Source organism: Ochrobactrum sp. RH2CCR150, assembly GCA_014138095.1.
In the GTDB taxonomy this organism is placed as follows: domain Bacteria; phylum Pseudomonadota; class Alphaproteobacteria; order Rhizobiales; family Rhizobiaceae; genus Brucella; species Brucella gambitense.
The window spans coordinates 30,939-56,769 of record JACGXE010000005.1 but is presented as its reverse complement, the minus strand read 5'-3'; the positions used below and the strand labels follow the sequence as shown (position 1 = coordinate 56,769).

Genomic DNA, 25,831 nt, shown 5'->3' with positions numbered 1-25,831 from the left:
AACCATTTCATATAGTGGAAAACGGGCTATCCACCCGACTGCATCTATTTCACGCCGCGAAAGCCGGATGGACAGCGCTAATTGCGCAACAATTCATTCCGGTTTGGAATGAACCAGTGCCGAATAGTCCGTATTGCCCACCTGCCCGGCGATCCACTGGCAGAACACCTGGGTCAGCGGATTCTCCAGTTTTCCTTCCGGCACAACGAGATAATAGTCATTCTCGGTACGCATGGGCTTTTCGAAAAGCAGCACCAGATCGCCATCACGCAGTTCCTGCTCGATCAGGTAAAGCGGTAGAAGCGCAAAGCCGAGACCGGCCAGCGCCGCCCCGATCACCATCGAGAACTGGTCGAAACGGTGCCCACGATAGGCGGACTGCCCCTCGACGCCGCAGCTCTCAAACCATTGTGCCCACATTTTCGGACGTGTCGCGAGATGCAGAAGCGGCTCACTTTCCAGATCTTCCGGCGCGGCGGGATGGCGCGCTTCCAGCAGGCGCGGGCTTGCGACGGGCACGATCACCTCGCTGCACAGAAAAGTGCAGGTTGCGTGCGCCCAGACCGGCTGCCCATAGTGAATGGCAAGATCGTGCGGCTGTTCCTCGAAATCGAAGACGCCCGAACGCGACGCCACATTGATGGCAATGCCGGGATGTTTCTCGACAAAATCGGGGATACGCGGCATCAGCCAGCGCGTGCCGAATGTCGGCAAGGTCGCGACGCTGAAAGACGATGTGGACTGCGCCGAAGCCATGGCGCGCAACATCGTATCTTCGGTCTGGTTGAGAAGACGCCGGACTTCCGGCAGAAACTTGCGCCCCGCATCGGACAGGAGAATGCGCTGGCGGATACGCTCGAACAAAAGCACGCCGAGCTGGCTTTCCAGATCCTTGATCTGACGGCTGACGGCGCTCTGGGTGAGATTGAGTTCATTGGCCGCCTGGGTGAAGCTGCCATGCCGCGCAGCACATTCAAAGGCTTGCAAAGTGGCGATGTCCGGAATCAGTCTCCTGCTTAGCTTCATTCCAATCTCGCATTAACATAGTTGCTTTCGGCGCAATCATAACCGGAAAGCGGCTGATATGATACATTTTCATCATAATCCCGTCATGTTTTCGCAATGCTGAATATGACCCCTACAAAGACGATCCAAGGTCCACGGAAGCATACGCCATGAACGCGCAGAAATTCGTATCGCCAGACGCCATTCGCTCCGCCTTTTCGGCTGCGATGTCCGGCATGTACAGGGAAGAAGTGCCTGCCTACGGCACGCTGATGGAACTCGTCGCAGATGTGAACGCCAAGGTTCTGGCGGACGACAGCCATCTGCACGAACGCCTCACGGAAACCGACTCGCTGGAGCGTATTTCCGAAGAGCGTCATGGCGCTATCCGCCTCGGTACCGCTGCTGAACTTTCCATGATGCGCCGTGTCTTCGCGGTGATGGGCATGTTCCCGGTCGGCTATTACGACCTGAGCGCGGCTGGCGTTCCTGTGCACTCCACCGCTTTCCGTCCGATTGACGATGCCGCGCTGAAGCACAATCCGTTCCGCGTCTTCACCTCGCTTCTTCGTCTCGACCTCATCGCCGACGAGAAGCTGCGTGCGGAGTCGGAAGAAGTTCTGGCCAAGCGCAACATCTTTACCGCGGGCGCGGTAGTGCTTGTCGAGAAGGCAGAAGCCGAAGGCGGCCTCAATGATGCCGACGCCAAGGCTTTCGTTGCCGAAGTGCTGGAAACCTTCCGCTGGCACGATCACGCCAATGTCTCGACCGAGCTATACCATCGCCTGCATGATGCACACCGCCTGATTGCCGACGTTGTTTCGTTCAAGGGCCCGCATATCAACCATCTGACACCGCGCACGCTCGACATCGACGCCGTGCAGGACCAGATGCCGGAACGGGGCATCAATCCGAAGGCTGTTGTCGAAGGCCCGCCAACCCGCAAGTGCCCGATCCTCCTGCGCCAGACCTCGTTCAAGGCGCTGGAAGAAGAAGTCTCTTTCATAGGCAGCGACGGTCAGTGGACCCCCGGTTCGCACACCGCCCGTTTCGGTGAAATTGAACAGCGCGGCATTGCCCTGACGCCAAAGGGGCGCGGCCTTTACGACAAGCTTCTCAACGACACCCGCGCCATTGCCCGTCCGGCCCCGGATGGCTCCAATGCTAGCACCTATGTGAAGGCGCTGAGCGACACGTTCGCAGCTTTCCCGGACACATGGGCTGGCATTCGTGAAGCGGGCCTCGGCTACTTCGCCTATTCGGTCAAGGACGCCGCAAAGCTTGCAAGCTTCAAGCCAAACACCGATATCGAGCTTCTTGTAGCCGCTGGCGCGGTTCAGTTCGACCCGCTGACCTATGAAGACTTCCTGCCGGTCAGCGCTGCCGGTATATTCCAGTCCAATCTGGGCGATGACGACACGCAGGAATTCGTGGAAAGCCCGAACCAGAAGCGCTTTGAAGAAGACCTTGGCGCCAAGGTTCTCAACGAATTCGAGCATTACGCCCGTATCGAACGTGAATCCATCGAAGCCCTACAGGCCCGCCTCGGCGGCCTTGAAGCGGCAGAGTAAAGTTAAGACATAGAGAGGAAAGCTATGAACACCGCTGTCAGAAAAGTCGATGTGAAGAAGGAAGCCGCAGAGCTTCTCGCCAAGCTCGGTGTTGACGCTGCCGTTTACACCGCAGGCAACTTTGCTGGTTTCAGCCCGGTCTCGGGCGAGCAGATCGCATCCGTCAAGACCCACAGCAAGGACGACGCTGCCAAGATCATCGACAAGGGTGATGAAGCCTTTCGCGCCTGGCGCAATGTTCCGGCACCGAAGCGCGGCGAACTGATCCGTCTTCTGGGCGAAGAACTGCGCGCTTCCAAGGAAGATCTCGGCCGCCTCGTTTCGATCGAAGCTGGCAAGATCACTTCGGAAGGCCTCGGCGAAGTCCAGGAAATGATCGACATCTGCGATTTCGCTGTCGGTCTGTCACGCCAGCTCTACGGCTTGACGATTGCCACCGAACGCGCTGGCCATCGCATGATGGAAACCTGGCATCCGCTCGGCGTTGTCGGCGTCATCTCCGCCTTCAACTTCCCCGTCGCCGTCTGGTCGTGGAACGCCGCCCTCGCCATCGTTTGCGGCAACTCGGTTGTCTGGAAGCCGTCTGAAAAGACCCTCCTCACCGCTCTCGCCTGCGATGCGATCTTCCAGCGCGCGCTCAAGCGTTTCGGCGATGCGCCGGAAGGCCTCTCGCAGGTCCTGCTCGGTGACCGCGAAATCGGCGAAGTCCTCGTGGACAGCCCGAAGGTTCCGGTTCTCTCGGCCACCGGCTCGACCCGCATGGGCCGCGAAGTTGGTCCGCGTCTTGCCAAGCGTTTCGCTCGCGCGATCCTCGAACTCGGCGGCAACAATGCCGGTATCGTCTGCCCGTCGGCCGATCTCGACATGGCTCTGCGCGCAATTGCTTTCGGCGCCATGGGCACCGCTGGTCAGCGCTGCACGACGCTGCGTCGCCTGTTCGTTCATGAAAGCGTTTATGACGCTCTCGTCCCGCGCCTGCAGAAGGCCTATGCCAGCGTTTCCGTCGGTTCGCCGCTTGAAACCACTGCTCTGGTCGGTCCGTTGATCGACAAGGTTGCCTTCGACAACATGCAGAAGGCCCTCAAGGAAGCTTCCGCCCATGGCGGTAAGGTTCAGGGTGGCGAGCGCGTCGATAGCGGCCATGAAAACGCTTACTACGTGCGTCCAGCCATCGTCGAAATGCCAAAGCAGGAAGGTCCGGTTCTCGAAGAAACCTTCGCACCGATCCTTTATGTGATGAAATATTCCGACTTCGACGATGTTCTGGCGAGCCATAACGAAGTCGGCGCAGGCCTGTCGTCCTCGATCTTCACGCTGAACCTGCAGGAAGCAGAACGCTTCCTCTCGGCTGAAGGTTCAGATTGCGGCATCGCCAACGTCAATATCGGCACTTCGGGTGCTGAAATCGGCGGTGCATTCGGCGGCGAAAAGGAAACCGGCGGCGGTCGTGAATCCGGTTCGGATGCGTGGAAGGGCTATATGCGCCGCGCAACCAACACTATCAACTATTCGAAGGCTCTCCCGCTCGCACAGGGCGTTTCCTTCGACATCGACTGATCTTGAAATAAGGTCAAAAGAAAACCCCGCGAAAGCGGGGTTTTTTTATTATGTTATATCTTTCAATCCGGAGCTTAGATGAGATCGGCATCACCGCTTAGGAATAGGGGAGCACGTCCAGCTTTGGCACATCTGTAGGCATTGCCCCGCACACAGCTTCTCGCATTCATCTTTCTTACCAAAATCCTTGCCTTCATGCGGATCCTCCTCAGCTGAAGCCAAAAGAAGTGCCTGAGGAATCGCTTGAGAATCGCGATATACAAATTGTGATGAGTTTATCGATGATGATGCCATCTGTACTGAAGCCTGCTCTCCGGCATAAGCATAACCAGAAGCAATAAAAGTCGACAATGCAAAGAAAAATACTGAATACTTTTTCATAAAACTCTCTAAGAATTAATTACAATTCAGCTTTTAAATTATTATTTCTTAAAATCCATTCCAAGAATTCACTCGCAAATATTGATAACAAAGCGGCTCATCAGGTCACTCAAAAGAAAACCCCGCCGAAGCGGGGTTCTTTATTAGCTGGGCATCGGCGATTAGCGAGATTGTCGTTATGGCGAGACGAAAATCGTGACTTTTGAGAACCGGCACGCAGCGTACTTAGGTACGTGAGCAGCGGAAGCGCAAAAAGGCGCAATTTGCAGGCCGCCAGAGCGGCAATATCAGCCCATGCGTTCGGAGGCGAACGAGCCGGGGCTAGCCGGGAAGACCACGGTGCGGTTGCCGTTGAGGAAAGAACGGTGGTGGATGTGGGCGTGGACCGCACGCGCCAGCACCTGCGCCTCGACATCGCGACCGATGGAAACATAATCGGCAGCGCTCTGCGCATGCGTGATGCGTGCCACGTCCTGCTCGATGATCGGGCCTTCGTCGAGGTCGGCTGTGACGTAATGCGCCGTCGCGCCGATCAGCTTCACACCACGCTCATAGGCCTGCTTGTAGGGGTTCGCGCCCTTGAAAGACGGCAGGAACGAGTGATGAATATTGATGATCTTGCCAGACATCTGCTTGCAAAGCTGGTCGGACAGAACCTGCATGTAACGCGCAAGGACGACCAGCTCCGTGCCGGTATCGTTGACGATATCCATCAGGCGCTGTTCGGCTTCCGGCTTGTTGGCCTTGGTGACGGCTACATGATGGAAGGGGATGTCGTGGTTCACCACGACCTTCTGGTAATCGAAATGGTTCGACACCACACCGACAATATCGATCGGCAGTGCGCCGATCTTCCAGCGATAGAGCAGATCGTTGAGGCAATGGCCGAAGCGCGAGACCATCAAAAGCGTCTTGGTGCGCTTGGCGTTGTCGTGGAAATCGAAATCCATTTCGAACGGGGCCGCAATGGGCTGGAAGCCTTCGCTGAGGGTCTCGAGCGCCACGCCTTCTTCCGAAATGAAACTGACTCGCATGAAGAAACGACCCGTATCGAGATCGTCGAACTGGGCGCTATCAATGATGTTGCAACCCTTCGCCGCAAGATAACCCGAAATTGCGGCAACGATGCCGCGGGTGGACTTGCAGGTGACGGTCAGGACAAAGTTATGCATCGGACTTCCTCAGTTTTCGAAGGCGCGGGCCAAAGCGCGCGCCTTGAAACTAGTTCACGATGCGGTCTCCGCCATGCCAGAATGCGTAATGCACTGACCGGATTGCGCTATCAAGCAACTTTGGAAGAAAGATTGCTCTTATTTGATCAAAGATGCGGATTGCGATCCCGATATCGTGAAACGAGCGCGCGGTTCACGTCACCGGAACCCGGCATATTGGCGCTGAGATAGACCGGCGCGCTGCCATCATCCACGAGGCGGGATGCAACATCGGCAAAGATCGCATTCAGGATCGTCACGCCAAGCGCGGTGGAAACCGGTCCCACCTTCAGGGCGCTGCCCTCCACTTCCAGCACGGCATCGCCCGCAGGCGCATCATTGTCGAGAACGACATCGGCCAGTGAAAGCAGCTGCGTGCGTCCCTTGGCAATCGCGCTGGAATAGGTGACCGACGTAACTGCAATCACCGCCGCCCCCTTCTCGCGGGCATAGCGTGCCGCTTCGATTGGCGCAGCATTGACACCGGAATTGGAAACGACGATCAACACGTCGTCTTCCTGAATGCCGTAGCGGTCGAGGATCGGCAGTACCGCGCCTTCGATCCGCTCGAAATGCGAGCTGGCAACCGCCCCATCCTGCAGCATGATCGCGCCGCAGAGGATCGGCACGGTGATCGCCAGACCACCGGCGCGATAATGCAACTCTTCCGCCATCATATGGGAATGGCCGGTGCCGAACACATAGACCCGGCGGTCAGCGCGCGCGGCGGCGGCAATCAGGTCGGCCGCCCTTTCCATCGGTTCGGCCAGACGGTCACGCAGGCTCGTCAGGCGGGCAATCAGATCGTTAAAATAGCGGTCTGTTATAGCGGTCATCTGCTTTCCCCTCACCCCGCAGCCTGTTTCACGCCGGAGCGCCAGGTAGTTTTCGCAAACAATCCGTCATCGAGATGCACGGCATCCATGCGCATGCCCGGACGCAGCAATCCGCGATCTGCAAGCCGCAGATACCGTGCCGGATAAAGGCTCGCCATGCGCAGGGCTTCGGCCAGCGTCAGCTCCAGTTCCGCCACGCCGAAGCGCACCGCCGAGGCCATGTCGAGGTCGGAACCGGCAATGGTGCCATCCGACAGGATCAGCTTGGAGCAGATGCCGCCCGGCACGCGGTGCACGGCGCGACCATTGATTTCAAAACTGGTCGCATTCGAGCCAACCAGCGACATCGCATCCGTCACGAAGAAAAGATGGGCGTCGCCGCGCTTGGCGCGCAGCGCCAGACGCAGCGCCATCGGATCGACATGATGACCATCGGCTACGATCCCGCACCAGATATCCGGATGGTCGAGCGCTGCGCCTGCCAGACCCGGCGCGCGGTGGCCGATTTGGCTCATGGCGTTGAAGAGATGGGTAACGCTGCGCGCACCGGCATCAAAACGCTTGAAGGCTTCTTCCGCCGTCGTGTCGCTGTGGCCGATGCTGATCACGACACCCGCATCGCTTAAACGGCGCACCTGTTCGGGCGTGACCTGTTCGGCAGCGACGGTCACAAGCAATGTGCCGATCTGCTCCGCCGTGTGGATATAAAGCGCGATATCGGCGTCATCGACCGGGCGCATCAGCTCAGCCAGATGCGCACCCTTGCGCGCAGGCGCCAGATGCGGCCCTTCAAGATGCAGGCCCGCGACGCCCTTGTCGGCTTTCACCGCTTCGACGGCTGCCTCAATGGCGCGGTCACGCACAATCGTCGTGTCGGTAATGAGCGTCGGCAGAAGGCTGGTCGTACCGTATTTACGGTGACCTTCGGCAATCACGAACATGGTCTCCGGCATCGGCTGATCGTTGAGCATACGCCCGCCGCCGCCATTCACCTGCGCATCGATGAAACCCGGAGCAATGACGCCGCCCTTCAGGCGCTCGACCTGATGGGCCTCGCCAAGGGCTGCTTCCGGCACAATGGCTTCAACCTTGCCGTCACTGAAAACAAGGGCGGACTGGTCATGAAACCGCTCGCCATCAAAAATCCGCGCACCCGCGATTGCCGCCTTCTTTGTCATACCGTCACCGTGACCTTGTTGAGATTGCGCGGCTTGTCGGGATCAAAGCCCTTGCGGCGCGTCACCGCTTCAATGACGCGGTAGTAATTGATGAGCGAGACCAGCGGATCGAGATGCGGGCTGCCCGTGCTGGCCGATGGCAGGCGGAAGCCCGGCGTTTCGGCATCGGACAGCGTCACGATGCTCGCGCCGAAGGAATGCAGCCGCTTCAGGGCCTGAATATTGGTGTCGAAAGCCTCGTCGCGTGGCAGGAAGGACAGGATCGGGAACCCCTCCTCGACCAATCGCATCGGACCGTGCATCAGCTCGGCCAGCGAAAAAGCCTCGGCGTGGATATTGGCGGTTTCCTTGGCCTTCAGGGCAGATTCCAACGCAATGGCATAGGCCGTACCGCGACCGCCCGTATAAAGCGAACGCGCATTGAACAGGAGGTTTTCCACGGCTTCGCGCCCATCCGGGCGGGTTGCGGCAAGTGCTTCCGGCAGACGCTGCAAACCGGCGCGCAAATCGGCATCGCCGCTGGCGGCAGCCACCACGCCCGACAGGGCAGCCACTGCTGCAATGAAAGACTTTGTGGCCGCGACGCTCTTCTCCTCGCCTGCATTCAGCGCGAGAACCAGATCCGCCTCTTTCGCGAGAGGGCTGTCCACTACATTGACCACGGCAATCGTCGTCGCGCCGCCCTTTCTGGCAGCGGCCTGTGCCGCCACGATGTCGGGGCTGGCGCCAGACTGCGAAACGGTGAAATGCACGCCGCCGGCAAGCTTCAGCTTCGAGCCATAGACGGAAGCAACCGAAGGCCCGATCGAGGCAACCGGAATGCCCATGGTGATTTCCATCAAATATTTGAAGAATGTCGCCGCGTGATCGGAAGAACCGCGCGCCGCTGTCGTGATGACCGCCGGTTCATTCTTCGCGAAAATCTTTGCGATCTCGGCCAGCGTACCGGCTTCCTTTTCCAGAAGCGTTGCAACCACCGCAGGCGATTGCTCGGTTTCCTGCAACATGAGGGATGGTTGGTTCACCATGATCATTCTCCAATTTTCAGTTCAGCGACGAAGTCATAAGCGTCGGCGCGATAATGCGAGCGGGTGTATTCGACGATACGGTCGTCATCGAGATGCGAGATGCGTTCAATCAAAAGCGCCGGAGCGCCGCGATGCACGCCGAGAAGACGCGCTGTGCCGGGATCAAGCGTAACGGCAGTCAGTCGCTGCAAGGCGCGCACAGGCTTGTAACCACGCCGCGCCAGCGCGCCGTAAAGCGACGCTTCATCGACGCGATCCGTATCCAGATAATGACGCGGCACCACGGCGCGCTCAAAAGCCATCGGCACGCCATCGGCGAGGCGCAGACGGTCAAGCCGCACAATGGACGTATCCACGCCGACGCCGAGCCGAAAGGCTTCGTCTGGCGATGGTTTGTCGATACGGTTCGTCACCACGCGCGCGCCCGGCTCCTTGCCACGCGAAAGCATGTCTTCCGAAAACGATGTCAGCCGCCACAGATGCTGGCTGATGCGCGCTGGGCGCTCTGCAACGAATGTACCGCTGCCGCGCCGGGATTCAACCGCGCCTTGCGCCAGCAGTTCCTTATAGGCATTGCGCACCGTGATGCGCCCAAGCCCAAGCCCCTCGGCCAGATCACGCTCCGGGGGCAACCCGACAGCGGGCGCCAGCTTTCCCTCCTCGATCAGTTCACCGAGAATACGCGCCAGATTGCGATAAAGCGGCCCCGTCCGCTGCGGATCGTGCAGGCCGCGCTCTTCAATGGAAGTGATCAAGGTGGTTCTATTCATGACGAGCATGATAGAACCTATATAGAACCAATAGCAAGTGATGATTTTATGAAATACGCAAGCGCTCGTTCCCGCTGGCGATTTTTGCCAGCGCTTGGACGCAACAGGACAGCATCCGGTCGGACGCAGCCAAGTGACGGCTCAAATTGGAAGCGGATTGGTTCTAGATTCTCTCAACCAACTGCTGACCGGCGGGGCTAAGTTCATAGCGCGTGCGCTGGGTGCGCGGATCGCGCTGCGTGATCACGATATAACCGCCGTCTGCGCCCAGCAGGTTCACCTCACGCAGCACCAGTGCATGCGCAACCCCCAACACCCGGGCGAAGGTCCGGCTGTCGGCGGCAACGCCCAGCGCCAGCGCAGCAACAATGCCTGCGCCAAGCGAAGACAGGTCCGGCGCATTGCCGGTCAGCTTTTCTACGAGCGCCATATAGTCGGCGGCTGCTTGATCCATCAAGCGGCGACGGGCTGTACCGGTCGGAACGAGACGATCACCGATTTCGAGGTCGGCGTAAAACTCTCGTCGCCGGAGCTGCCAATCGGCACGAGCACATTCATCTCCGGATAATAGCCAGCGATACAACCGCGCGGAATGTCATAGGGCACAAAGCGGAAATCACGTGCGACCCGTTCCAGACCATCGACGAAGTCGCCGACAATATCGGCGCGGTCGCCCGCTTCGACACCGATATCCGCCATGTCGAGCGGATTCATGAACACGACCTGCCGCTCGCCATAGACGCCGCGATAGCGGTCATCCATGCCGTAGATGGTCGTGTTGTACTGGTCGTGGCTGCGGAAGGTCTGCAACACATAACGACCCGGACGCCCGCGTGCCTGCTGATGCTCGATGGCTTCCGGCAGTGCGCCAGTCCAGAAAGTGGCCTTGCCGTTCGTCGTATTCCATTCCAGTTCACGCGCCGTATTACGCAGATGGAAACCGCGCGGCACACGCACACGCTTGTTGAAATCGTAGAAATCAGGCAGCACACGCGCGATGCGGTCGCGGATCAGGTCGTAATCGTCGGCCATGTCCAGCCAGTTGACAGGCTTGGGGCCGAGCGTCGCATTGGCCATGCCCGCAATAATCGCCACTTCCGACCGCAGATGCGGCGAGGCTGGCGCATTGATGCCGCCCGATCCATGCACCATGCTCATGGAATCCTCGACCGTGACGATCTGGGCAACGCCCTTGGAATTCAGATCGATCTCAGTGCGTCCGAGACATGGCAGAATGAACGAATCCTGCCCCGGCACCAGATGTGAATGGTTGAGCTTGGTTGCGATATGCACGGTCAGGCGTTGGCTCGACAGCGCTTTCGCGATGATCGGGCTATCCGGCGTCGCGCGGGCAAAATTGCCGCCGAGACCGATAAAGGCCTTCGCCGTTCCGTCCAGCATGGCACCAATGGCACCGATGACATTATGGCCCGGTTCACGCGGCACATCGAAACCGAATTCCTTTTCCAGCGCATCGAGAAATGCGCGCGGCGGATCTTCGTTAATGCCAACCGTGCGGTCGCCCTGCACATTGGAATGGCCACGCACCGGGCACAGGCCCGCGCCGGGTCTGCCGATATTGCCGCGCAGCAGCATGAAATTGGTGATCTCGCGAATGGTGATCACCGAATGGCGATGCTGGGTCACGCCCATGGCCCAGGTGCAGATCACGCGCTCCGCATCCATATAGATCTGCGCGGCCCGCTCCAGAGACTGCCGCAACAGACCGGACTGATCTTCGATCTCCTCCCAGGTCGTCGCATCCACGGCAGCGCGATAGGCTTCGAGTTCGGCGGTATGCGCACTCAGAAAATCCCGGGCGAGAATGGACGGCTCACCTGCGGCGAGCGCCGCGTCATCCGCTGCGAATACCGCCTTTGCCATGCCGCGAAACGCCGCCAGATCACCACCCAGACGCGGCTGGAAATAATCGCTGGCAATCGCTTCGCTGCCGCCATGCAGCATTTCGAGCTTGTTCTGCGGATCAGCAAAACGCTCCAGCCCGCGTTCGCGGATCGGATTGAACACCGCGATGCGCGCGCCGCGTTCGGCAGCACGGCGCAGATCGCCCAGCATGCGCGGATGGTTGGTGCCGGGGTTTTGCCCGACGACGAAAATCGCGTCGGCCTGTTCGAAATCCTCAAGCAGCACCGTGCCCTTGCCGACGCCGACCGATTGTTTCAGCGCCACACCGCTGGCTTCGTGGCACATATTGGAGCAATCGGGGAAATTATTGGTGCCATAGGCACGCACGAAAAGCTGGTAGAGAAAGGCAGCCTCGTTGGAAGCGCGACCCGACGTGTAGAACTCGACCCGGTTCGGATGATCGAACTCACGCAGAAGCGCGCCAATGCGCTCCAGAGCCACATCCCATTCAACCGCCTCATATTTGTCGGTCGCCGCATTGTAGCGAAGCGGATGCGTCAGACGGCCAGTATTTTCCAGATCGTAATCGGTCCATTTGCGCAATTGCGAAACCGTATGGTCCCGGAAGAAAGCGGGCGTGGTGCGCCGGTCGGTCGCCTCCCAGGCCACCGCCTTGACGCCATTTTCGCAGAACTCAAAGGACGAGCCATGTTCCGGGTCGCCCCAGGCGCAACCGGGACAGTCGAAACCATCGGGCTGATTGGCCTTGAGCAAGGCACGCGCACCCGTCAGCGGCGCGCCGCTGGCCAAAAGCTGCTTGCCGCAGCTCTTCAGAGCCCCCCAGCCACCGGCAGCACTTGAGCTTTTGCCGATAAAGCCGGTTTTGGAACCCTTGCCATCCTTGCTCATGTCTCAATCCTTGTTCCATTGCGAACGTATTACGCAGAGCAATAGCATAAGCAAAATAGCCATCACCTTCAATTGACGACCAGTTGATGTCGGTGTTTTGTAGCTTCGCACTTGATTTCAGTCGCGCGATCCTTCATGCGAGTGGTCAAGAAAACTTACCACAAGGGGCAAGAGTAATGTCCAACATCGTTGAAATCGCCGATCTGAAGCGGCTCGCCCAGCGCCGCGTCCCGAAAATGTTTTTCGATTATGCGGATTCGGGCGCTTGGACTGAGTCGACCTATCGTGCCAACGAGGACGACTTCAAGAAGATCAAACTGCGCCAGCGCGTACTGGTCGACATGACCAACCGTTCGCTCGCAACGACTATGATCGGTCAGGATGTAGCCATGCCGGTCGCGCTCGCACCGACAGGCCTCACCGGCATGCAGCATGCCGACGGCGAAATGCTGGCCGCACAGGCTGCCGAGGCTTTCGGCGTGCCCTTCACGCTTTCCACGATGAGCATCTGCTCTATCGAGGACGTTGCCTCGGTGACCAAGAAGCCGTTCTGGTTCCAGCTTTATGTGATGAAGGACCGCGACTTCGTGAAGAACCTGATCGGTCGCGCCAAGGCCGCAGGCTGCTCAGCCCTCGTGCTGACGCTCGACCTGCAAATCCTCGGCCAGCGCCACAAGGATATCCGCAACGGTCTGTCCGCCCCGCCGAAATTCACCCCGAAGCATATCTGGCAGATGGCGACCCGTCCCGGCTGGTGCCTGGGCATGATGGGCACGCAGCGCCGCACCTTCCGTAACATTGCCGGCCACGCCAAGAACGTGACCGACCTGTCCTCGCTTTCCTCCTGGACGGCGGAACAGTTCGACCCGCAGATGAACTGGAACGATGTGGCCTGGATCAAGGAACAATGGGGCGGCAAGCTGATCCTCAAGGGTATCCTTGATGTGGAAGATGCGAAGATGGCCGCCAAGTCCGGCGCAGATGCCATCATCGTGTCCAACCATGGCGGTCGCCAGCTCGATGGCGCGCCGTCATCCATCTCCATGCTGAAGCCGATTGTCGACGCCGTGGGCGATCAGATCGAAGTGCATGTCGATGGCGGCATCCGCTCCGGTCAGGACGTGCTGAAGGCCCGCGCGCTCGGCGCACAGGGTGTCTTCATCGGTCGCCCCTTCCTCTATGGCCTTGGCGCCATGGGCAAGGAAGGCGTCACGCTGGCGCTTGAGATCATCCGCAAGGAACTCGATGTCACCATGGCGCTATGCGGCAAGCGCGATATCAACACGATCGACGCATCAGTCCTGCATTCGGTCAATTTTTAAACGACCACGCTTCCTTTTCCCTCACCCTGAGGAGCCTCTCCTGAGCCTGTCGAAGGAGAGCGTCTCGAAGGGCGAGGGAAAACAGCCGCAGCGCCTGCCCTCGTCCTTCGACCCTTCGGCGGGCTCAGGATGATGCTTCGCTTCGCTCCGCACCTCAGGATGAGGGGATGCGTGGCGGCGGCTTCGATCAGTAACAAGTTCTATCCCCGCGATGACGGCGCTTTCGACAGCAGCACCGTGCGAATGGCGAAGCTGGAATGGATGCGCGCCACGCCCGGCAGACGCGACAGGATTTCCTTGTGAATGATTTCATAAGCCGCAGCGTTTTCAGCTTCGACGCGCAGAATATAATCTGCATCCCCCGTCATCAGATAGCATTCCTGCACTTCCGGATGCCGCCGCACGGCTTCTTCAAAGCGGTTTAGATATTCTTCGGTCTGCCGGTCGAGCGTGATGCGTACAATGGCGACCAGCCGCTCGTCACCGCCCGATGAGCCAACGATGGCCGTATAGCCACGGATGACGCCGCCTTCTTCCAAAATCTGCACCCGTCGCAGACAGGCGGACTGCGACAGCCCCACCTCAGCGGCAAGCTGGCTGTTGGTCATGCGCCCGTCACGGCGCAGACAACGAATGATGTTCCGGTCTATACTGTCGAGTGTCGCCATGCATATTCTTCGAATGAAAAGCTAAAACGTGCGCAGGATGTGCCAAAATTCGCATAATCTGCGACAGATAGCAAAAACATTCGAATAGTCTTCGATTAATATATCTCGATGCCCGTTTGGATGCAGCAACGCATCCGGCGGATATGGGGCAATAAGAATTGCGCAATGGATATGGTTGATATGTCGATGCATTTTTCGAAAGAGCAAAGCGATCTCGCCGCTGGCGGCGTGTTGACCATCGATCTTGCCGCGCTGCGGCACAATTATTCCGCCGTTGCGCAGCACATCGCGCCGACCCGTGCGGCAGCGGTCGTCAAAGCCGATGCCTATGGCCTTGGCGCACATCGCGTTGCGCCCGCCTTTTACGAAGCGGGCTGCCGCGACTTCTTCGTTGCGCATCTGGGCGAAGCCATCGCGCTGCGGCCTGTGCTGAACGCCGATGCGACGCTTTATGTGCTGAACGGCCTGCAACCCGGCACCGAAGCCGCCTGCGCCCGCGAAGGCATCGTGCCGGTGCTCAATTCTCTGGAACAGGTGGAAAACTGGGCCAATCTGGCGGCCAGCAGCGGCAAGAAACTGCCAGCGCTCCTGCAAGTCGATACCGGCATGTCGCGTCTTGGCCTTTCGGCCAAGGAACTGGACCGGCTGGCCGACAATCTTTCGCTGCTCGACGGCATCGATGTGCGGTTTATCATCAGCCATCTGGCGAGCGGCGATGAACCGGAAAACCCGGCCAATGCAAGCCAGCTTGCCGCCATGCGCGCAGCACTGGCGCGCCTGCCGAAACTGCCCGTCGCCTTTGCCAATTCGGGCGGCAGTTTTCTCGACAATTCCTATTATTTCGACCTCGCGCGCCCCGGTGTCGCGCTTTATGGCGTCGGACCCAAAAGCGCGATCGTTCCGGTGCTGACACTGTCGGCGCGCGTCATTCAGGTGCGCGACGTGGAAAAAGGTGCGGCCATCGGTTATGGCGGCACCTATATCGCCGAAGGCCCCATGCGGATTGCCACCATTGCGGTGGGCTATGCCGACGGCTGGTTCCGCGCGCTCAGCAACAAGGGTTCAGCCTTTTATGGCGAAACCCGCCTGCCCATCGTAGGGCGCGTTTCGATGGATTCCATCACGCTCGATGTCAGCGCGCTGCCGGAAGGCACGCTCAAGCTTGGCAGTCTCGTGGAACTGATCGGCCCGCATCAGCGTCTGGAAGACGTGGCGAGCGAATGTGACACGATCCCTTATGAAATTCTGACAGCGCTCGGCAACCGCTATGCCCGTTTCTACGTGGATAGCGCGCGTTCGAGCCAAAATGCATAACAAAAAAGAGGCGAACATGCAGATTACCGTACTCGGCAGTGGCGTCATCGGCGTCACAACGGCTTACTACCTGGCCAAGCTTGGCCATGAAGTGACGGTCATCGACCGCGAGGAAGGTCCGGCGCTGGAAACCAGCTTCGCCAATGCCGGTCAGGTTTCGCCCGGCTATGCCTCGCCATGGGCGGCTCCCGGCATTCCGCTGAAAGCGGCAAAGTGGCTGTTCCAGAAGCATGCGCCGCTGATCATCCGCCCGACATCTGATCCCAAGCAGTATGTCTGGCTGACGCAGATGCTCGCCAACTGCACGGACAGCCGTTACAAGGTCAACAAAACCCGCATGGTCCGCGTGGCGGAATATAGCCGCGATGTTCTTGTCGATCTGCGCAAGGATACCGGCATCGAATATGACCAGCGCATGCAGGGCACCTTGCAGCTCTTCCGCGAGCAATATCAGCTCGATGGCATCGGCAAGGATATCGAAGTGCTGCGGCAGGACGGTGTGCCGTTCGAAGTGCTCGACCGTGACGACTGCGCCAAGATTGAACCTGCGCTCGCCCGCGTGAAGGACAAGTTTGTCGGCGGCCTTCGCCTGCCCCATGACGAAACCGGCGACTGCTTCAAGTTCACCAATGCGCTGGCCAAGATCGCCGAAGGCATGGGCGTCAAATTCCGCTTCGGCGTGAATATCAAGTCGCTGGTTCTGTCTGGCGGTCGCGTTTCCGGCGTGGAAACGTCAGACGGCATTCTCACGGCAGACCGTTATGTGGTTGCGCTCGGCAGCTATACGCCTGCGCTCGTCAAGTCGCTTGGCCTCAATGCGCCGATCTATCCGGTGAAGGGCTATTCGATCACCGCACCGATTATCGATGAGGACCGCGCGCCGGTCTCGACGGTTCTGGACGAAAGCTATAAGATCGCCATCACCCGCCTCGGCGACCGCATCCGTGTCGGCGGCATGGCGGAAGTGTCCGGCTTCACCAAGGATCTTCCGGCGGCCCGTCGCGCAACGCTCGACCTGTCGGTGAGCGATCTGTTCCCCGGCGGTGACCTCAAGGCCGCGACCTTCTGGTCGGGTCTGCGCCCGATGACGCCGGACTCCACGCCGATCATCGGCGGAACCCGTTACGACAACGTGTTCATCAATGCCGGTCACGGCACGCTGGGCTGGACCATGTCCTGCGGCTCGGGCAAGCTTCTGGCCGATCTGGTCAGCGGCAACAAGCCGGATATCCGCGCCGACGATCTCGGTATCTCGCGCTACAATTAAATACCGTTCTCCTGCGCGCCGTCAGAAACTCGGCGGCGTGCAGGCGCTGACCACCTCGCAGGCTGTTGGCCCGATGCATCGAAAGCGATGCGGCAGTTTTGAGGAAAAATAATAGGCGTCGCCCGGCCCCAATATGCGCCGGTCGCTGCCGACGGTCACCTCGATGCGGCCCGAGATGACGATACCGCCCTCCTCGCCCTCATGCATCAGCAGCACCTTGCCTGTGTCGGAGCCCGGCTCATAGCGCTCCTTCAGGATCTGCAACGAGCGCGCAAACAAGTGGTCGCCCACCTGCCGGTAGGAAATGGGGCCTTTGCCGATTTCCACCAGCTCTTCCGCCTGATAGAATACCTTGTGCGGTGTATCCGGCTCCAGCGCGAAAAACTCGGCCATGCCGATCGGAATGCCGTCGAGAATACGCTTGAGCGCACCGACCGACGGATTGGACTGATTGGCCTCGATCAGCGATATGGTCGAGTTGGTTACACCAGCCCTTTTTGCAAGCTCGCGCTGCGACAGATTCTGCCGCATGCGCACATAGCGCAACCTTCCGCCGATATCGATACTCATCGGACATTCCCCTTCTGTTTATGATGTTCGATATAGCATAATTTTCTGAAAGCGACGCCATAAAATCAATAGCTTAAACATTTGAAGAAAAGGGCTTGTTGCCCTTCGCAAAGCGTGTCCTCCTGCCTGAAAATAGGAGGTTACCATGCTCACCAAAACCAACGCGCCCAGCCTTGAAAACTTCTGGATGCCGTTCACCGCAAACCGGCAGTTCAAGGCCGCTCCGCGCCTGCTCGCCAGCGCATCGGGTATGTATTACACCGACACTGACGGCCATCAGGTTCTCGACGGGACGGCTGGTCTGTGGTGCTGCAATGCTGGCCATGGCCGCAAGCGGATTACCGAAGCCGTTGAGCGCCAGATTTCCACGATGGACTTCGCGCCCACCTTCCAGATGGGCCACAATATTGCATTCGATTTCGCCGAAAAGCTCGCGGCCATCGCGCCGGGTGGTCCGGCTGCGCAGCTCGACCGGGTGTTCTTCACCAATTCCGGTTCGGAATCGGTCGATACCGCACTGAAGATTGCCATCGCCTATCAGCGCGCTATCGGTCAGGGTACCCGCACCATGGTGCTGGGTCGCGAAAAGGGCTATCACGGCGTTGGTTTCGGCGGCATTTCGGTTGGCGGTCTGGTCAACAATCGCCGCGTCTTCCCGCAGATCCCTGCCGACCATATGCGCCATACACTCGACATCGAGCGCAATGCCTTCTCGAAGGGCCTGCCTGCGCATGGCATCGAGCTGGCGGATGATCTGGAACGTCTGGTTCAGCTGCACGGCGCTGAAAAGATCGCCGCCGTCATCATCGAACCGATGTCCGGTTCGGCTGGCGTCGTCCTGCCGCCGAAGGGCTATCTGGAACGCATCCGCGCCACTGCCGACAAATACGGCATTCTGCTGATCTTCGACGAAGTCATCACCGGTTTCGGTCGTCTCGGCACGCCGTTTGCCGTCGATTATTTCGGCGTTGTTCCAGACCTCGTCACCACCGCCAAGGGTCTGACCAACGGTGCAATTCCGATGGGCGCAGTCTTTGCCGCGCGCAAGGTCTATGACGGCCTGATGACTGGCCCGGAAAACGCAATCGAGCTGTTCCACGGCTACACCTATTCCGGCCATCCGGTCGCTTGTGCCGCTGGCCTTGCCACACTGGAAGTCTACGCCGAAGAAGGCCTGCTGACCCGTGGCGCGCAGCTTGCTGATCATTGGCAGGAAGCGCTGCATTCGCTGAAAGATGCGCCGAATGTCGTCGACATTCGCAATCTCGGTCTGGTCGGCGCTATCGAACTGTCGTCGCGCAAGGACGCACCGGGCGCGCGCGCCTATGGCGTCTTCGTGGATTGCTTCAAGAAGGGCTTGCTGATCCGCGTCACCGGCGATGTGATTGCACTTTCGCCGCCGCTGATCGTGGAAAAGGAACAGATCGACACGATCGTTTCTGTGATCCGCGACGCCCTGAAGCGCGCCGCATAAAATTTCGATCCAATCCGCGGTGTGATCACCACCCAGATCACGCCGCCTCTTGGCCGCCGCTCCCATTGCGGCGGCTTTTTTCTTTAGCTTTTACTTACTGAAAGATTTCAGCGACACTAGGCGTCCTATGTCCAACAATCAGACCGCCAACTCCTACCGAAAGATAGCTCGGAAGCACTTCCAGAAATGCAAATCATTACTCGCAGAAAATGCGGGCGATGCCTATCGATATGCATGCCTGGAGCTTCGAATGTCTATCGAAGCCCTAACTTACGGCCTTATGGCAATCTACCGGCCCGAACTAGATCAATTAGCTCTTCGCAAGTGGCAACCCGCAAAACTATTGAGAGAGCTTCTTAACATCGATCCTGGCGTTGAAAATCCTCCGATATTCTCAATCCAGCACCCCAACGATGGAACATGGCATCAAGTTTTTGAGAAAGAAAAACGTTTGTCAGCGAAGTGGCTTAACAAGACGCACAATGCTCTTAGCAGCTTCCTTCACGTTCAAATGACCGATCCGGGGCTTGATTCCGAAGAATTCATCACCGCAATCAAGACAAAGCTCGATGAATACTGTTCTGAGTTAGAGACGGCGCTTTCATCTCAGTCATGGAACACGATGTTTCGTGACGAATCGTGGTCTTATCCGTGTGAATGTGGGACCAATATCGTCAGACGCAAAAAACACGTTGGCCTTGATTACGTTTTCAAATGTTCCGAGTGCCCGAGACAATACGATTCGTCTACGGAAGACGGTCAAATCAAATTGAAGCTGAAGCAGATAATCTGGAGATGCAATCTCTGCGAGACAGACAACGCATTTCCAGAATATCAGCTGACTGAACGGTATTTGGTTAAATGCCGAAGCTGCTCCGAACCCGCCCAGATTCGAAAAGAATGGCTCTTTTTTCAAAAAGACGCGCAAAATCAGCCAACAGAGAATGAAACCCGCTAGCCTTGCGAAGGCGTAAACTTCGCCACCAGCGCGTGGCTATCGCCGGGATAGGTGAAGCGCACATGCGTTACCGGCAGATCGGCATTCCATGTCTGGCGTTCGACGACCAGACAGGGCGATCCCGGCGCAATATCGAGCAATGCAGCATTTTCCGGCGTCGCCGCTGTGGCGCGAATGGAGTGCTGTGCGCTGCTCCACGGCACGCAGGCCACGAGCCACGGACCGGGCGAGTGTTCGGAAAAATCCGCTACCGCCGCATCCGGCACCGCGTCCAGATTGATGATGCGTTCTTCCAGCGCGAAAACCCGCTGTCCGGCATGATGACGGCAAACCAGATCGATGATCTGCGTGTGGCGCGGAATATCGATCTTCTGCGCATCGGCTGGCCCACTCAGACGGTCCCAGCGCTTGAGCAGTTCAAACCGGTATGGCGCGCCGAGTGCTGCAACCTCATCGCGAATATCATGAATTTCGAGAATGGCGGCCTGCGATCGCGGGAAAGAAACGAAGCTGCCGGACTTGCGCTTGCGTTCAATCAGTCCGGCCTTGGCTAGCTGGGTCAGCGCCTTGTTCACCGTCATGCGCGAACAGCCATATTGTTCGGTCAGCTCGTGCTCGAACGGGATACGGTGCCCCGGCGCCCATTCCCCCGACAGGATGCGCGATTCAATATCGTCCAAAATACGCTGATGCAGTGAAAGCACCGGACCGTCTTTTGTCGCTGAACCGTCATCCGCCATGGCATGTCCCCTTTGTTTTCCCGCTTTTGCCGGAAATGCTTCAGGCGAGCAACTCGCCTATTGCCTTCTGGAAAGCACGCTCGGCCTGATCGCGCAAGCGGTGACGTCCGCCCTGCACCTGTTTCACGCCGCGTACCCACACATCACTGACCTGCGCGCGACCAGCAAAAATCCAGCCATCCAGCACGGCATCGCCCTTGGCGTGCGGCAGACGTTCGGTATCCAGCGCGACAAAATCCGCCGAAGCGCCAAGCTTCAAGCCGTCATCGGCGCGACCCATCGCGATGTTGCCGCCACGCACAGCACCATCAAACAAGGCGCGGCCCGTGGAAGCTTCACTCTCGGCCAGCACATTGCGGGCGCGATGATGGAGGCGCTGCGAATATTCCAGCTGGCGCAGTTCGTCGCCAATGCCGATCAGCACATTGGAATCCGAACCGACGCCGAATTGGCCGCCTGCTTCCGCAAACACCGTTGCGTTGAAGGTTCCGTCGCCGAGATTGGCTTCCGTCACAGGGCAGAGACCGGCAATCGCCCCGGCCCTGGCCATGCGTCGGGTTTCGTCGTCGGTCATATGGGTTGCATGGATCAGGCACCAGCGCGAGGAAAGGTCCTGATTATCAAGAAGCCATTCGACCGGACGCTTGCCCGACCAGGCAATGCTGTCTTCCACTTCCTTCACCTGCTCGGCCACATGGACATGCACTGGCGTCTCGGGCAGAAGCTTCGTCACCAGATTAAGTTCATCCGGCGTCACGGCGCGCAGGCTGTGCGGCGCAACGCCTAAAACCGCGCCGTCGAAATCCGACAGTGCCTGTTTGCAGCCTTCGATCAGCCGCGCAAAGCGTTCCGGATCATTGATGAAACGGCGCTGGCCTTCATTGGGCGCGCTGCCGCCGAAACCCGAATGCGCATAGAAAACCGGAAGCAGCGTCAGGCCTATGCCTGCAGCCTTTGCGGCAGCGACAATACGGTCCGCCATTTCGGAGAGATTGGCATAAGGCGTGCCGTCGCGATCGTGGTGCAGATAATGAAACTCGCCGACGCGGGTAAACCCGGCCTCCAGCATGTCGACATAAAGCCGCAACGCCACAGCTTCCGCCTGCTCGGGCGACATGGTGAGCGCAAACTTGTACATGATCTCGCGCCAGCTCCAAAACGAATCGGCAGACGGTCCGCGCTTTTCGGCGAGCCCCGCCATCCCATACTGAAACGCATGGCTGTGCAGATTGGGCACGCCTGCAACAATCGCGGCGTGACGTTCATCCCCGGCCCCGGCAGCCTTATCCACCTCAAGCGAGGCAATCTTTCCACCGGCAATGCCAATGCGGACATTGTCGGCCCAGCCATTGTCGAGAAGCGCCTGACCGGCATGGATAAAACGCAGTTCGGGCGTGACAGCTGACATGGATCGGTTCTCCTCGAATGTTCCCGCACAGACTGGCTCATTGTTTTGGGCAGTTTAACGCGAAAGCCGTTGAACAGTTTTCGCGCTAGAATGCCATCTTTCAACAGTTCGCTTGTCTGCGCATTTTTTCTCTTGGCTGTTTCACTAATATGTATATACATTATCAAAAAACAGGGGAAGCGAGAAAACGCTCATGCTCAAGAATTCAAGCATCGTTTTTATCAATGCGCGCATTGCGACGCTGGACGAAGACGCGGACGGTCTCGGTCTCATCGAGAATGCGGCGCTTGCGGTCAAGGACGGCTTGATCGCCTATGTCGGCCCGCAATCGGCACTCCCCGATGCCTATGCCTCCTATGATAGAATCGATTGCGAAAACCGGCTGATCACGCCGGGCCTCGTCGATTGCCACACCCATCTCGTTCATGCCGGAAATCGCGCCCATGAATTCGAGCTTCGCTTGCAGGGCGCTTCCTATGAGGAAGTTGCACGGGCCGGTGGCGGCATTGTTTCCTCGGTCAAGAACCTGCGCGCTGCCAGCGAAGACGATCTGGTGCGCGAAACCCTGCCCCGTCTTGATGTGCTGATTGCCGAAGGCGTCACCACCGTTGAAGTCAAATCCGGTTACGGTCTCGACCGCGACAGCGAAATCAAATCGCTGAAAGCCGCCCGTCGGCTCGGCGAAGAACGCGACGTGGCAATCCGCACCACTTTCCTAGGCGCGCATGCGCTGCCGCCGGAAATGAATGGTGACAAGACGGCCTATATCGACAAGATCGTCGACGACATGCTGCCCGCCATCGCAGCCGATCATCTGGCCGATGCGGTGGATGGTTTTTGTGAAGGCATCGCCTTCCTGCCCGACGAAATCGCCCGGGTATTCGATGCGGCCAAGGCGCATGGCATCGCGGTCAAGCTTCATGCCGATCAGCTTTCCAATCTGCATGGCGCAGCCCTTGCCGCGTCCTATGGCGCATTGTCCGCTGATCACCTCGAATATACCGATGCGAAAGGTGCTGCTGCCATGGCCAAGGCCGGAACAGTGGCCGTGCTGCTTCCCGGCGCTTACTACTTCATCCGCGAAACGCAGAAGCCACCGGTCGAGGCCTTCCGCACTGCGGGCACGAAGATGGCGCTTGCCACCGACAACAATCCGGGCACATCACCGCTGACCTCGCTTTTGCTCACCATGAATATGGGCGCAACGCTCTTCCGCATGACGGTTGATGAGTGCATTGCGGGCGTCACCCGCGAAGCCGCGCGTGCCCTTGGCATTCTCGACCAGACCGGCACGCTGGAAGTCGGCAAGGATGCCGATCTGGCCATCTGGAACGTCGAGCGCCCCGCCGAACTCGTCTACCGTATCGGCTTCAACCCGCTGTGGAAGCGGGTTTTCAAAGGCCGAATTTAATACTGTCCGTATGGGCATGGCCCATACGGGAACCCAACGGAGCCTTTCATGACCATTATCCTCAAGCCCGGTTCTGTTCCGCTTGAAACGCTGGAAACGATCTATCGCGATGCGGTTCCCGTCCGCATCGACCCCGCATTTCATGCCGGTGTCGAAAAGGCCGCCGCGCGCATTGCAGAAATCGCAGCAGGCGACGAGCCGGTTTACGGCATCAATACCGGCTTCGGCAAACTCGCCTCCATCCGCATTGCGCCCGGCGATGTCGCCACGCTTCAGCGCAACCTGATCCTGTCGCATTGCTGCGGCGTCGGCGATGCGCTGCCGGAAAATATCGTACGCCTCGTCATGGCGCTGAAGCTGATTTCGCTCGGTCGCGGCGCGTCCGGTGTGCGGCTTGAAGTCATCACGCTTCTCGAAGACATGCTGGCAAAAGGCGTGATCCCGATGATCCCGGAAAAGGGATCTGTCGGCGCGTCCGGCGACCTTGCACCGCTGGCCCATATGACTGCCGCCATGATCGGCGAAGGTGAAGCCTTCTATCAGGGCGAACGTCTCTCCGGCGCAAAGGCGCTGGAAAAGGCCGGTCTGAAGCCGGTCGTGCTTGCCGCCAAGGAAGGACTGGCGCTGATCAACGGCACGCAGACATCGACGGCCCTTGCACTGGCCGGGCTTTTCCGCGCACATCGCGCAGCGCAGACGGCTCTGATCACCGGCGCACTGTCCACCGATGCCGCCATGGGGTCGGATGCGCCGTTCCACGAGGAAATCCACACGCTGCGCGGCCATAAGGGCCAGATCGACGCCGGTCGTGCATTGCGCGCCCTGCTCGAAGGCTCGGTCATTCGCCAGAGCCATCTTGAAGGCGACCAGCGCGTGCAGGACCCCTATTGCATCCGTTGCCAGCCGCAGGTCGATGGCGCTTGCCTCGACATTCTGCGACAGGCCGCCCGCACGCTGGAAATCGAAGCCAATGCGGTTACCGACAATCCGCTGGTTCTCTCGGACGGACGCGCCGTATCGGGCGGCAATTTCCACGCCGAACCGGTCGCCTTTGCCGCCGACCAGATTGCGCTTGCCATCTGCGAGATCGGTGCAATCGCCCAGCGCCGCATCGCGCTGCTGGTCGATCCGGCGCTGTCCTTCGGCCTGCCCGCCTTCCTTGCCCGCAAGCCGGGACTGAATTCGGGCCTGATGATTGCGGAAGTCACCTCCGCCGCGCTGATGAGTGAAAACAAGCAGATGGCGCATCCGGCGTCCGTCGATTCCACGCCAACCTCGGCCAATCAGGAAGACCATGTGTCTATGGCCTGCCATGGCGCGCGCCGCCTGTTGCAAATGACCGCCAATCTCAATGCCATTATCGGCATCGAGGCTTTGACCGGCGGACTGGGCGTCGAGCTGCGTGAGCCGCTGACCACCAGCCCAGAACTGGCCAAGGTCATCGCCGTGTTACGCGGGCGCGTGCCGACGCTGGAAGACGACCGCTATATGGCCGACGACCTCAAGAATGCTGCCGATCTGGTGGCTGACGGTGCGCTGGCCGGTGCGGTTTCGAGCGGCATCCTGCCAGCGTTGGAGGCGTGATCATGAGCCCGTTTGAAGTTCGTCAGGGAACGTCGCCCGTCATTATCGGCCTGCCGCACACCGGAACCGATGTGCCGCAGGATATCTGGGCGCGGCTCAACGACAACGGCAAAATTCTTGCCGATACCGACTGGCATATTCACAGGCTCTATGACGGCCTGATCGACAGCGCCACCATGGTGCGCGCAACCTTCCACCGCTATTGCATCGACGCCAATCGCGATCCGGCGGGCGCAAGCCTCTATCCGGGTCAAAACACGACGGCGCTGATCCCGGAAACCGACTTTGACGGGCTTTCGATCTGGAAGGATGGAGAGGCACCGACTGAAGCCGATATTGCCGAGCGCATGGCGCGCTTTCACAAGCCCTATCACGAAGCGCTTGCCGCCGAGATCGAGCGCGTAAAGGCGATCCACGGCGTTGCCATCCTCTATGACTGCCATTCGATCCGCTCGCATATTCCGTTCCTGTTCGAAGGCAAATTGCCCGATTTCAACATCGGCACGGATATGGGCAAGACCTGCGATCCGAAGATCGAGGCGGCGGCTGTCGAAGTGACTGCCGGGGCACAAGGTTACACGTCGATCCTCAATGGCCGCTTCAAGGGCGGCTGGACGACCCGCCATTACGGCCGGCCTGAAACCGGCATCCACGCCATCCAGATGGAGCTTGCCCAATCAACCCATCTTGCGACCGAAGCCGTTCCCTTCGCCTATGACGAGGCCAAGGCTGACAAGCTGCGCGTCCATCTCAAAACCCTTTTGCAGCGGCTGGAAAAGCTTGCGCACGACCTGAAATCCTGA

General features: G+C 59.1%; 23 protein-coding genes. 10 read left to right on the top strand and 13 right to left on the bottom strand.

Going from position 1 to position 25,831, the window contains the following annotated elements; translation table 11 throughout:
* Nucleotides 1-93: 93 nt before the first annotated feature.
* Entirely contained in the window at nucleotides 94-1,026 is a 933-nt protein-coding gene (locus tag FHW03_RS12285) for a LysR family transcriptional regulator (RefSeq protein WP_113533836.1), read from the bottom strand.
* A gap of 149 nt (nucleotides 1,027-1,175) precedes the next feature.
* On the opposite strand from FHW03_RS12285, the gene FHW03_RS12280 reads away from it, so the two are divergent.
* Nucleotides 1,176-2,576, top strand: a complete 1,401-nt coding sequence (locus FHW03_RS12280) for a VOC family protein (RefSeq protein ID WP_182520904.1) — start codon at nucleotides 1,176-1,178, stop codon at nucleotides 2,574-2,576.
* 24 nt (nucleotides 2,577-2,600) lie between these two features.
* The gene (locus FHW03_RS12275) at nucleotides 2,601-4,133 is read left to right on the top strand and encodes an aldehyde dehydrogenase family protein (protein ID WP_182520903.1); all 1,533 of its coding nucleotides are present in this window, start codon (nucleotides 2,601-2,603) and stop codon (nucleotides 4,131-4,133) included.
* 90 nt (nucleotides 4,134-4,223) lie between these two features.
* Here the strand turns inward: FHW03_RS12275 and FHW03_RS12270 are convergent, their stop codons facing one another.
* The 8 genes from FHW03_RS12270 to FHW03_RS12235 form a co-directional block, all read right to left on the bottom strand.
* Nucleotides 4,224-4,514, bottom strand: coding sequence for a hypothetical protein (locus tag FHW03_RS12270; protein WP_182520902.1), 291 nt, complete (start codon nucleotides 4,512-4,514; stop codon nucleotides 4,224-4,226).
* Nucleotides 4,515-4,801: 287 nt separating this feature from the next.
* Nucleotides 4,802-5,686: a formyltetrahydrofolate deformylase gene (gene purU / locus FHW03_RS12265; protein ID WP_182520901.1), complete on the bottom strand. Its 885-nt coding sequence runs from the start codon at nucleotides 5,684-5,686 to the stop codon at nucleotides 4,802-4,804.
* A 146-nt stretch (nucleotides 5,687-5,832) separates the two neighbouring features.
* Nucleotides 5,833-6,561, bottom strand: a complete 729-nt coding sequence (locus FHW03_RS12260) for a sugar isomerase domain-containing protein (RefSeq protein WP_182520900.1) — start codon at nucleotides 6,559-6,561, stop codon at nucleotides 5,833-5,835.
* Between the two features lie 11 nt (nucleotides 6,562-6,572).
* A complete protein-coding gene (gene nagA, locus FHW03_RS12255) occupies nucleotides 6,573-7,739 on the bottom strand; it encodes an N-acetylglucosamine-6-phosphate deacetylase (protein ID WP_182520899.1) in 1,167 nt (388 codons plus the stop codon).
* A complete protein-coding gene (locus tag FHW03_RS12250; RefSeq protein WP_182521180.1) occupies nucleotides 7,736-8,764 on the bottom strand; it encodes an SIS domain-containing protein in 1,029 nt (342 codons plus the stop codon). The genes nagA and FHW03_RS12250 overlap by 4 nt, the downstream gene beginning before the upstream one ends.
* Before the next feature lie 5 nt (nucleotides 8,765-8,769).
* The gene (locus FHW03_RS12245; protein WP_182520898.1) at nucleotides 8,770-9,537 is read right to left on the bottom strand and encodes a GntR family transcriptional regulator; all 768 of its coding nucleotides are present in this window, start codon (nucleotides 9,535-9,537) and stop codon (nucleotides 8,770-8,772) included.
* Nucleotides 9,538-9,700: 163 nt separating this feature from the next.
* On the bottom strand, nucleotides 9,701-9,991 hold the full coding sequence (locus FHW03_RS12240) for a hypothetical protein (protein ID WP_377514717.1): 291 nt from the start codon (nucleotides 9,989-9,991) through the stop codon (nucleotides 9,701-9,703).
* Nucleotides 9,991-12,312, bottom strand: a complete 2,322-nt coding sequence (locus FHW03_RS12235) for an FdhF/YdeP family oxidoreductase (RefSeq protein WP_182520896.1) — start codon at nucleotides 12,310-12,312, stop codon at nucleotides 9,991-9,993. Before FHW03_RS12235 ends, FHW03_RS12240 begins: the two co-directional genes overlap by 1 nt.
* Nucleotides 12,313-12,488: 176 nt before the next feature.
* Between FHW03_RS12235 and FHW03_RS12230 the strand changes: the two genes are divergently transcribed.
* A complete protein-coding gene (locus FHW03_RS12230; protein ID WP_182520895.1) occupies nucleotides 12,489-13,634 on the top strand; it encodes an alpha-hydroxy acid oxidase in 1,146 nt (381 codons plus the stop codon).
* Nucleotides 13,635-13,834: 200 nt separating this feature from the next.
* Here FHW03_RS12230 and FHW03_RS12225 read toward each other — a convergent pair whose 3' ends face one another.
* The gene (locus tag FHW03_RS12225; protein WP_182520894.1) at nucleotides 13,835-14,302 is read right to left on the bottom strand and encodes an Lrp/AsnC family transcriptional regulator; all 468 of its coding nucleotides are present in this window, start codon (nucleotides 14,300-14,302) and stop codon (nucleotides 13,835-13,837) included.
* Nucleotides 14,303-14,473: 171 nt separating this feature from the next.
* Here FHW03_RS12225 and alr point away from each other — a divergent pair, with 171 nt between their 5' ends.
* Both alr and FHW03_RS12215 read left to right on the top strand, forming a co-directional pair.
* A complete protein-coding gene (gene alr, locus FHW03_RS12220) occupies nucleotides 14,474-15,616 on the top strand; it encodes an alanine racemase (protein ID WP_182521179.1) in 1,143 nt (380 codons plus the stop codon).
* A 16-nt stretch (nucleotides 15,617-15,632) separates the two neighbouring features.
* Nucleotides 15,633-16,883 (top strand): D-amino acid dehydrogenase, encoded by a 1,251-nt coding sequence (locus FHW03_RS12215; RefSeq protein WP_182520893.1) that lies wholly within the window; start codon nucleotides 15,633-15,635, stop codon nucleotides 16,881-16,883.
* Between the two features lie 21 nt (nucleotides 16,884-16,904).
* Here the strand turns inward: FHW03_RS12215 and FHW03_RS12210 are convergent, their stop codons facing one another.
* On the bottom strand, nucleotides 16,905-17,453 hold the full coding sequence (locus tag FHW03_RS12210; RefSeq protein ID WP_078338831.1) for a cupin domain-containing protein: 549 nt from the start codon (nucleotides 17,451-17,453) through the stop codon (nucleotides 16,905-16,907).
* 145 nt (nucleotides 17,454-17,598) lie between these two features.
* Here FHW03_RS12210 and FHW03_RS12205 point away from each other — a divergent pair, with 145 nt between their 5' ends.
* Together FHW03_RS12205 and FHW03_RS12200 are read left to right on the top strand one after the other, a co-directional pair.
* Nucleotides 17,599-18,927 carry an aspartate aminotransferase family protein gene (locus FHW03_RS12205; protein ID WP_182520892.1) on the top strand — a complete coding sequence of 443 codons (1,329 nt, stop codon included), beginning with the start codon at nucleotides 17,599-17,601 and terminating at the stop codon, nucleotides 18,925-18,927.
* Between the two features lie 250 nt (nucleotides 18,928-19,177).
* On the top strand, nucleotides 19,178-19,885 hold the full coding sequence (locus FHW03_RS12200) for a hypothetical protein (protein ID WP_182520891.1): 708 nt from the start codon (nucleotides 19,178-19,180) through the stop codon (nucleotides 19,883-19,885).
* Here the strand turns inward: FHW03_RS12200 and hutC are convergent.
* Both hutC and FHW03_RS12190 read right to left on the bottom strand, forming a co-directional pair.
* Nucleotides 19,882-20,625, bottom strand: a complete 744-nt coding sequence (gene hutC, locus FHW03_RS12195) for a histidine utilization repressor (protein WP_182520890.1) — start codon at nucleotides 20,623-20,625, stop codon at nucleotides 19,882-19,884. The two genes, FHW03_RS12200 and hutC, sit on opposite strands and share 4 nt — an antisense overlap.
* 40 nt (nucleotides 20,626-20,665) lie before the next feature.
* A complete protein-coding gene (locus FHW03_RS12190) occupies nucleotides 20,666-22,033 on the bottom strand; it encodes a formimidoylglutamate deiminase (RefSeq protein ID WP_182520889.1) in 1,368 nt (455 codons plus the stop codon).
* A 193-nt stretch (nucleotides 22,034-22,226) separates the two neighbouring features.
* Between FHW03_RS12190 and hutI the strand changes: the two genes are divergently transcribed.
* From hutI to hutG, 3 genes are read left to right on the top strand one after another with little or no spacing between them, the layout of a single operon-like run.
* Entirely contained in the window at nucleotides 22,227-23,444 is a 1,218-nt protein-coding gene (gene hutI, locus FHW03_RS12185; RefSeq protein WP_182520888.1) for an imidazolonepropionase, read from the top strand.
* 48 nt (nucleotides 23,445-23,492) lie between these two features.
* Nucleotides 23,493-25,028: a histidine ammonia-lyase gene (hutH, locus tag FHW03_RS12180; protein ID WP_182520887.1), complete on the top strand. Its 1,536-nt coding sequence runs from the start codon at nucleotides 23,493-23,495 to the stop codon at nucleotides 25,026-25,028.
* Nucleotides 25,029-25,030: 2 nt separating this feature from the next.
* Nucleotides 25,031-25,831, top strand: coding sequence for an N-formylglutamate deformylase (gene hutG / locus FHW03_RS12175; protein ID WP_182520886.1), 801 nt, complete (start codon nucleotides 25,031-25,033; stop codon nucleotides 25,829-25,831).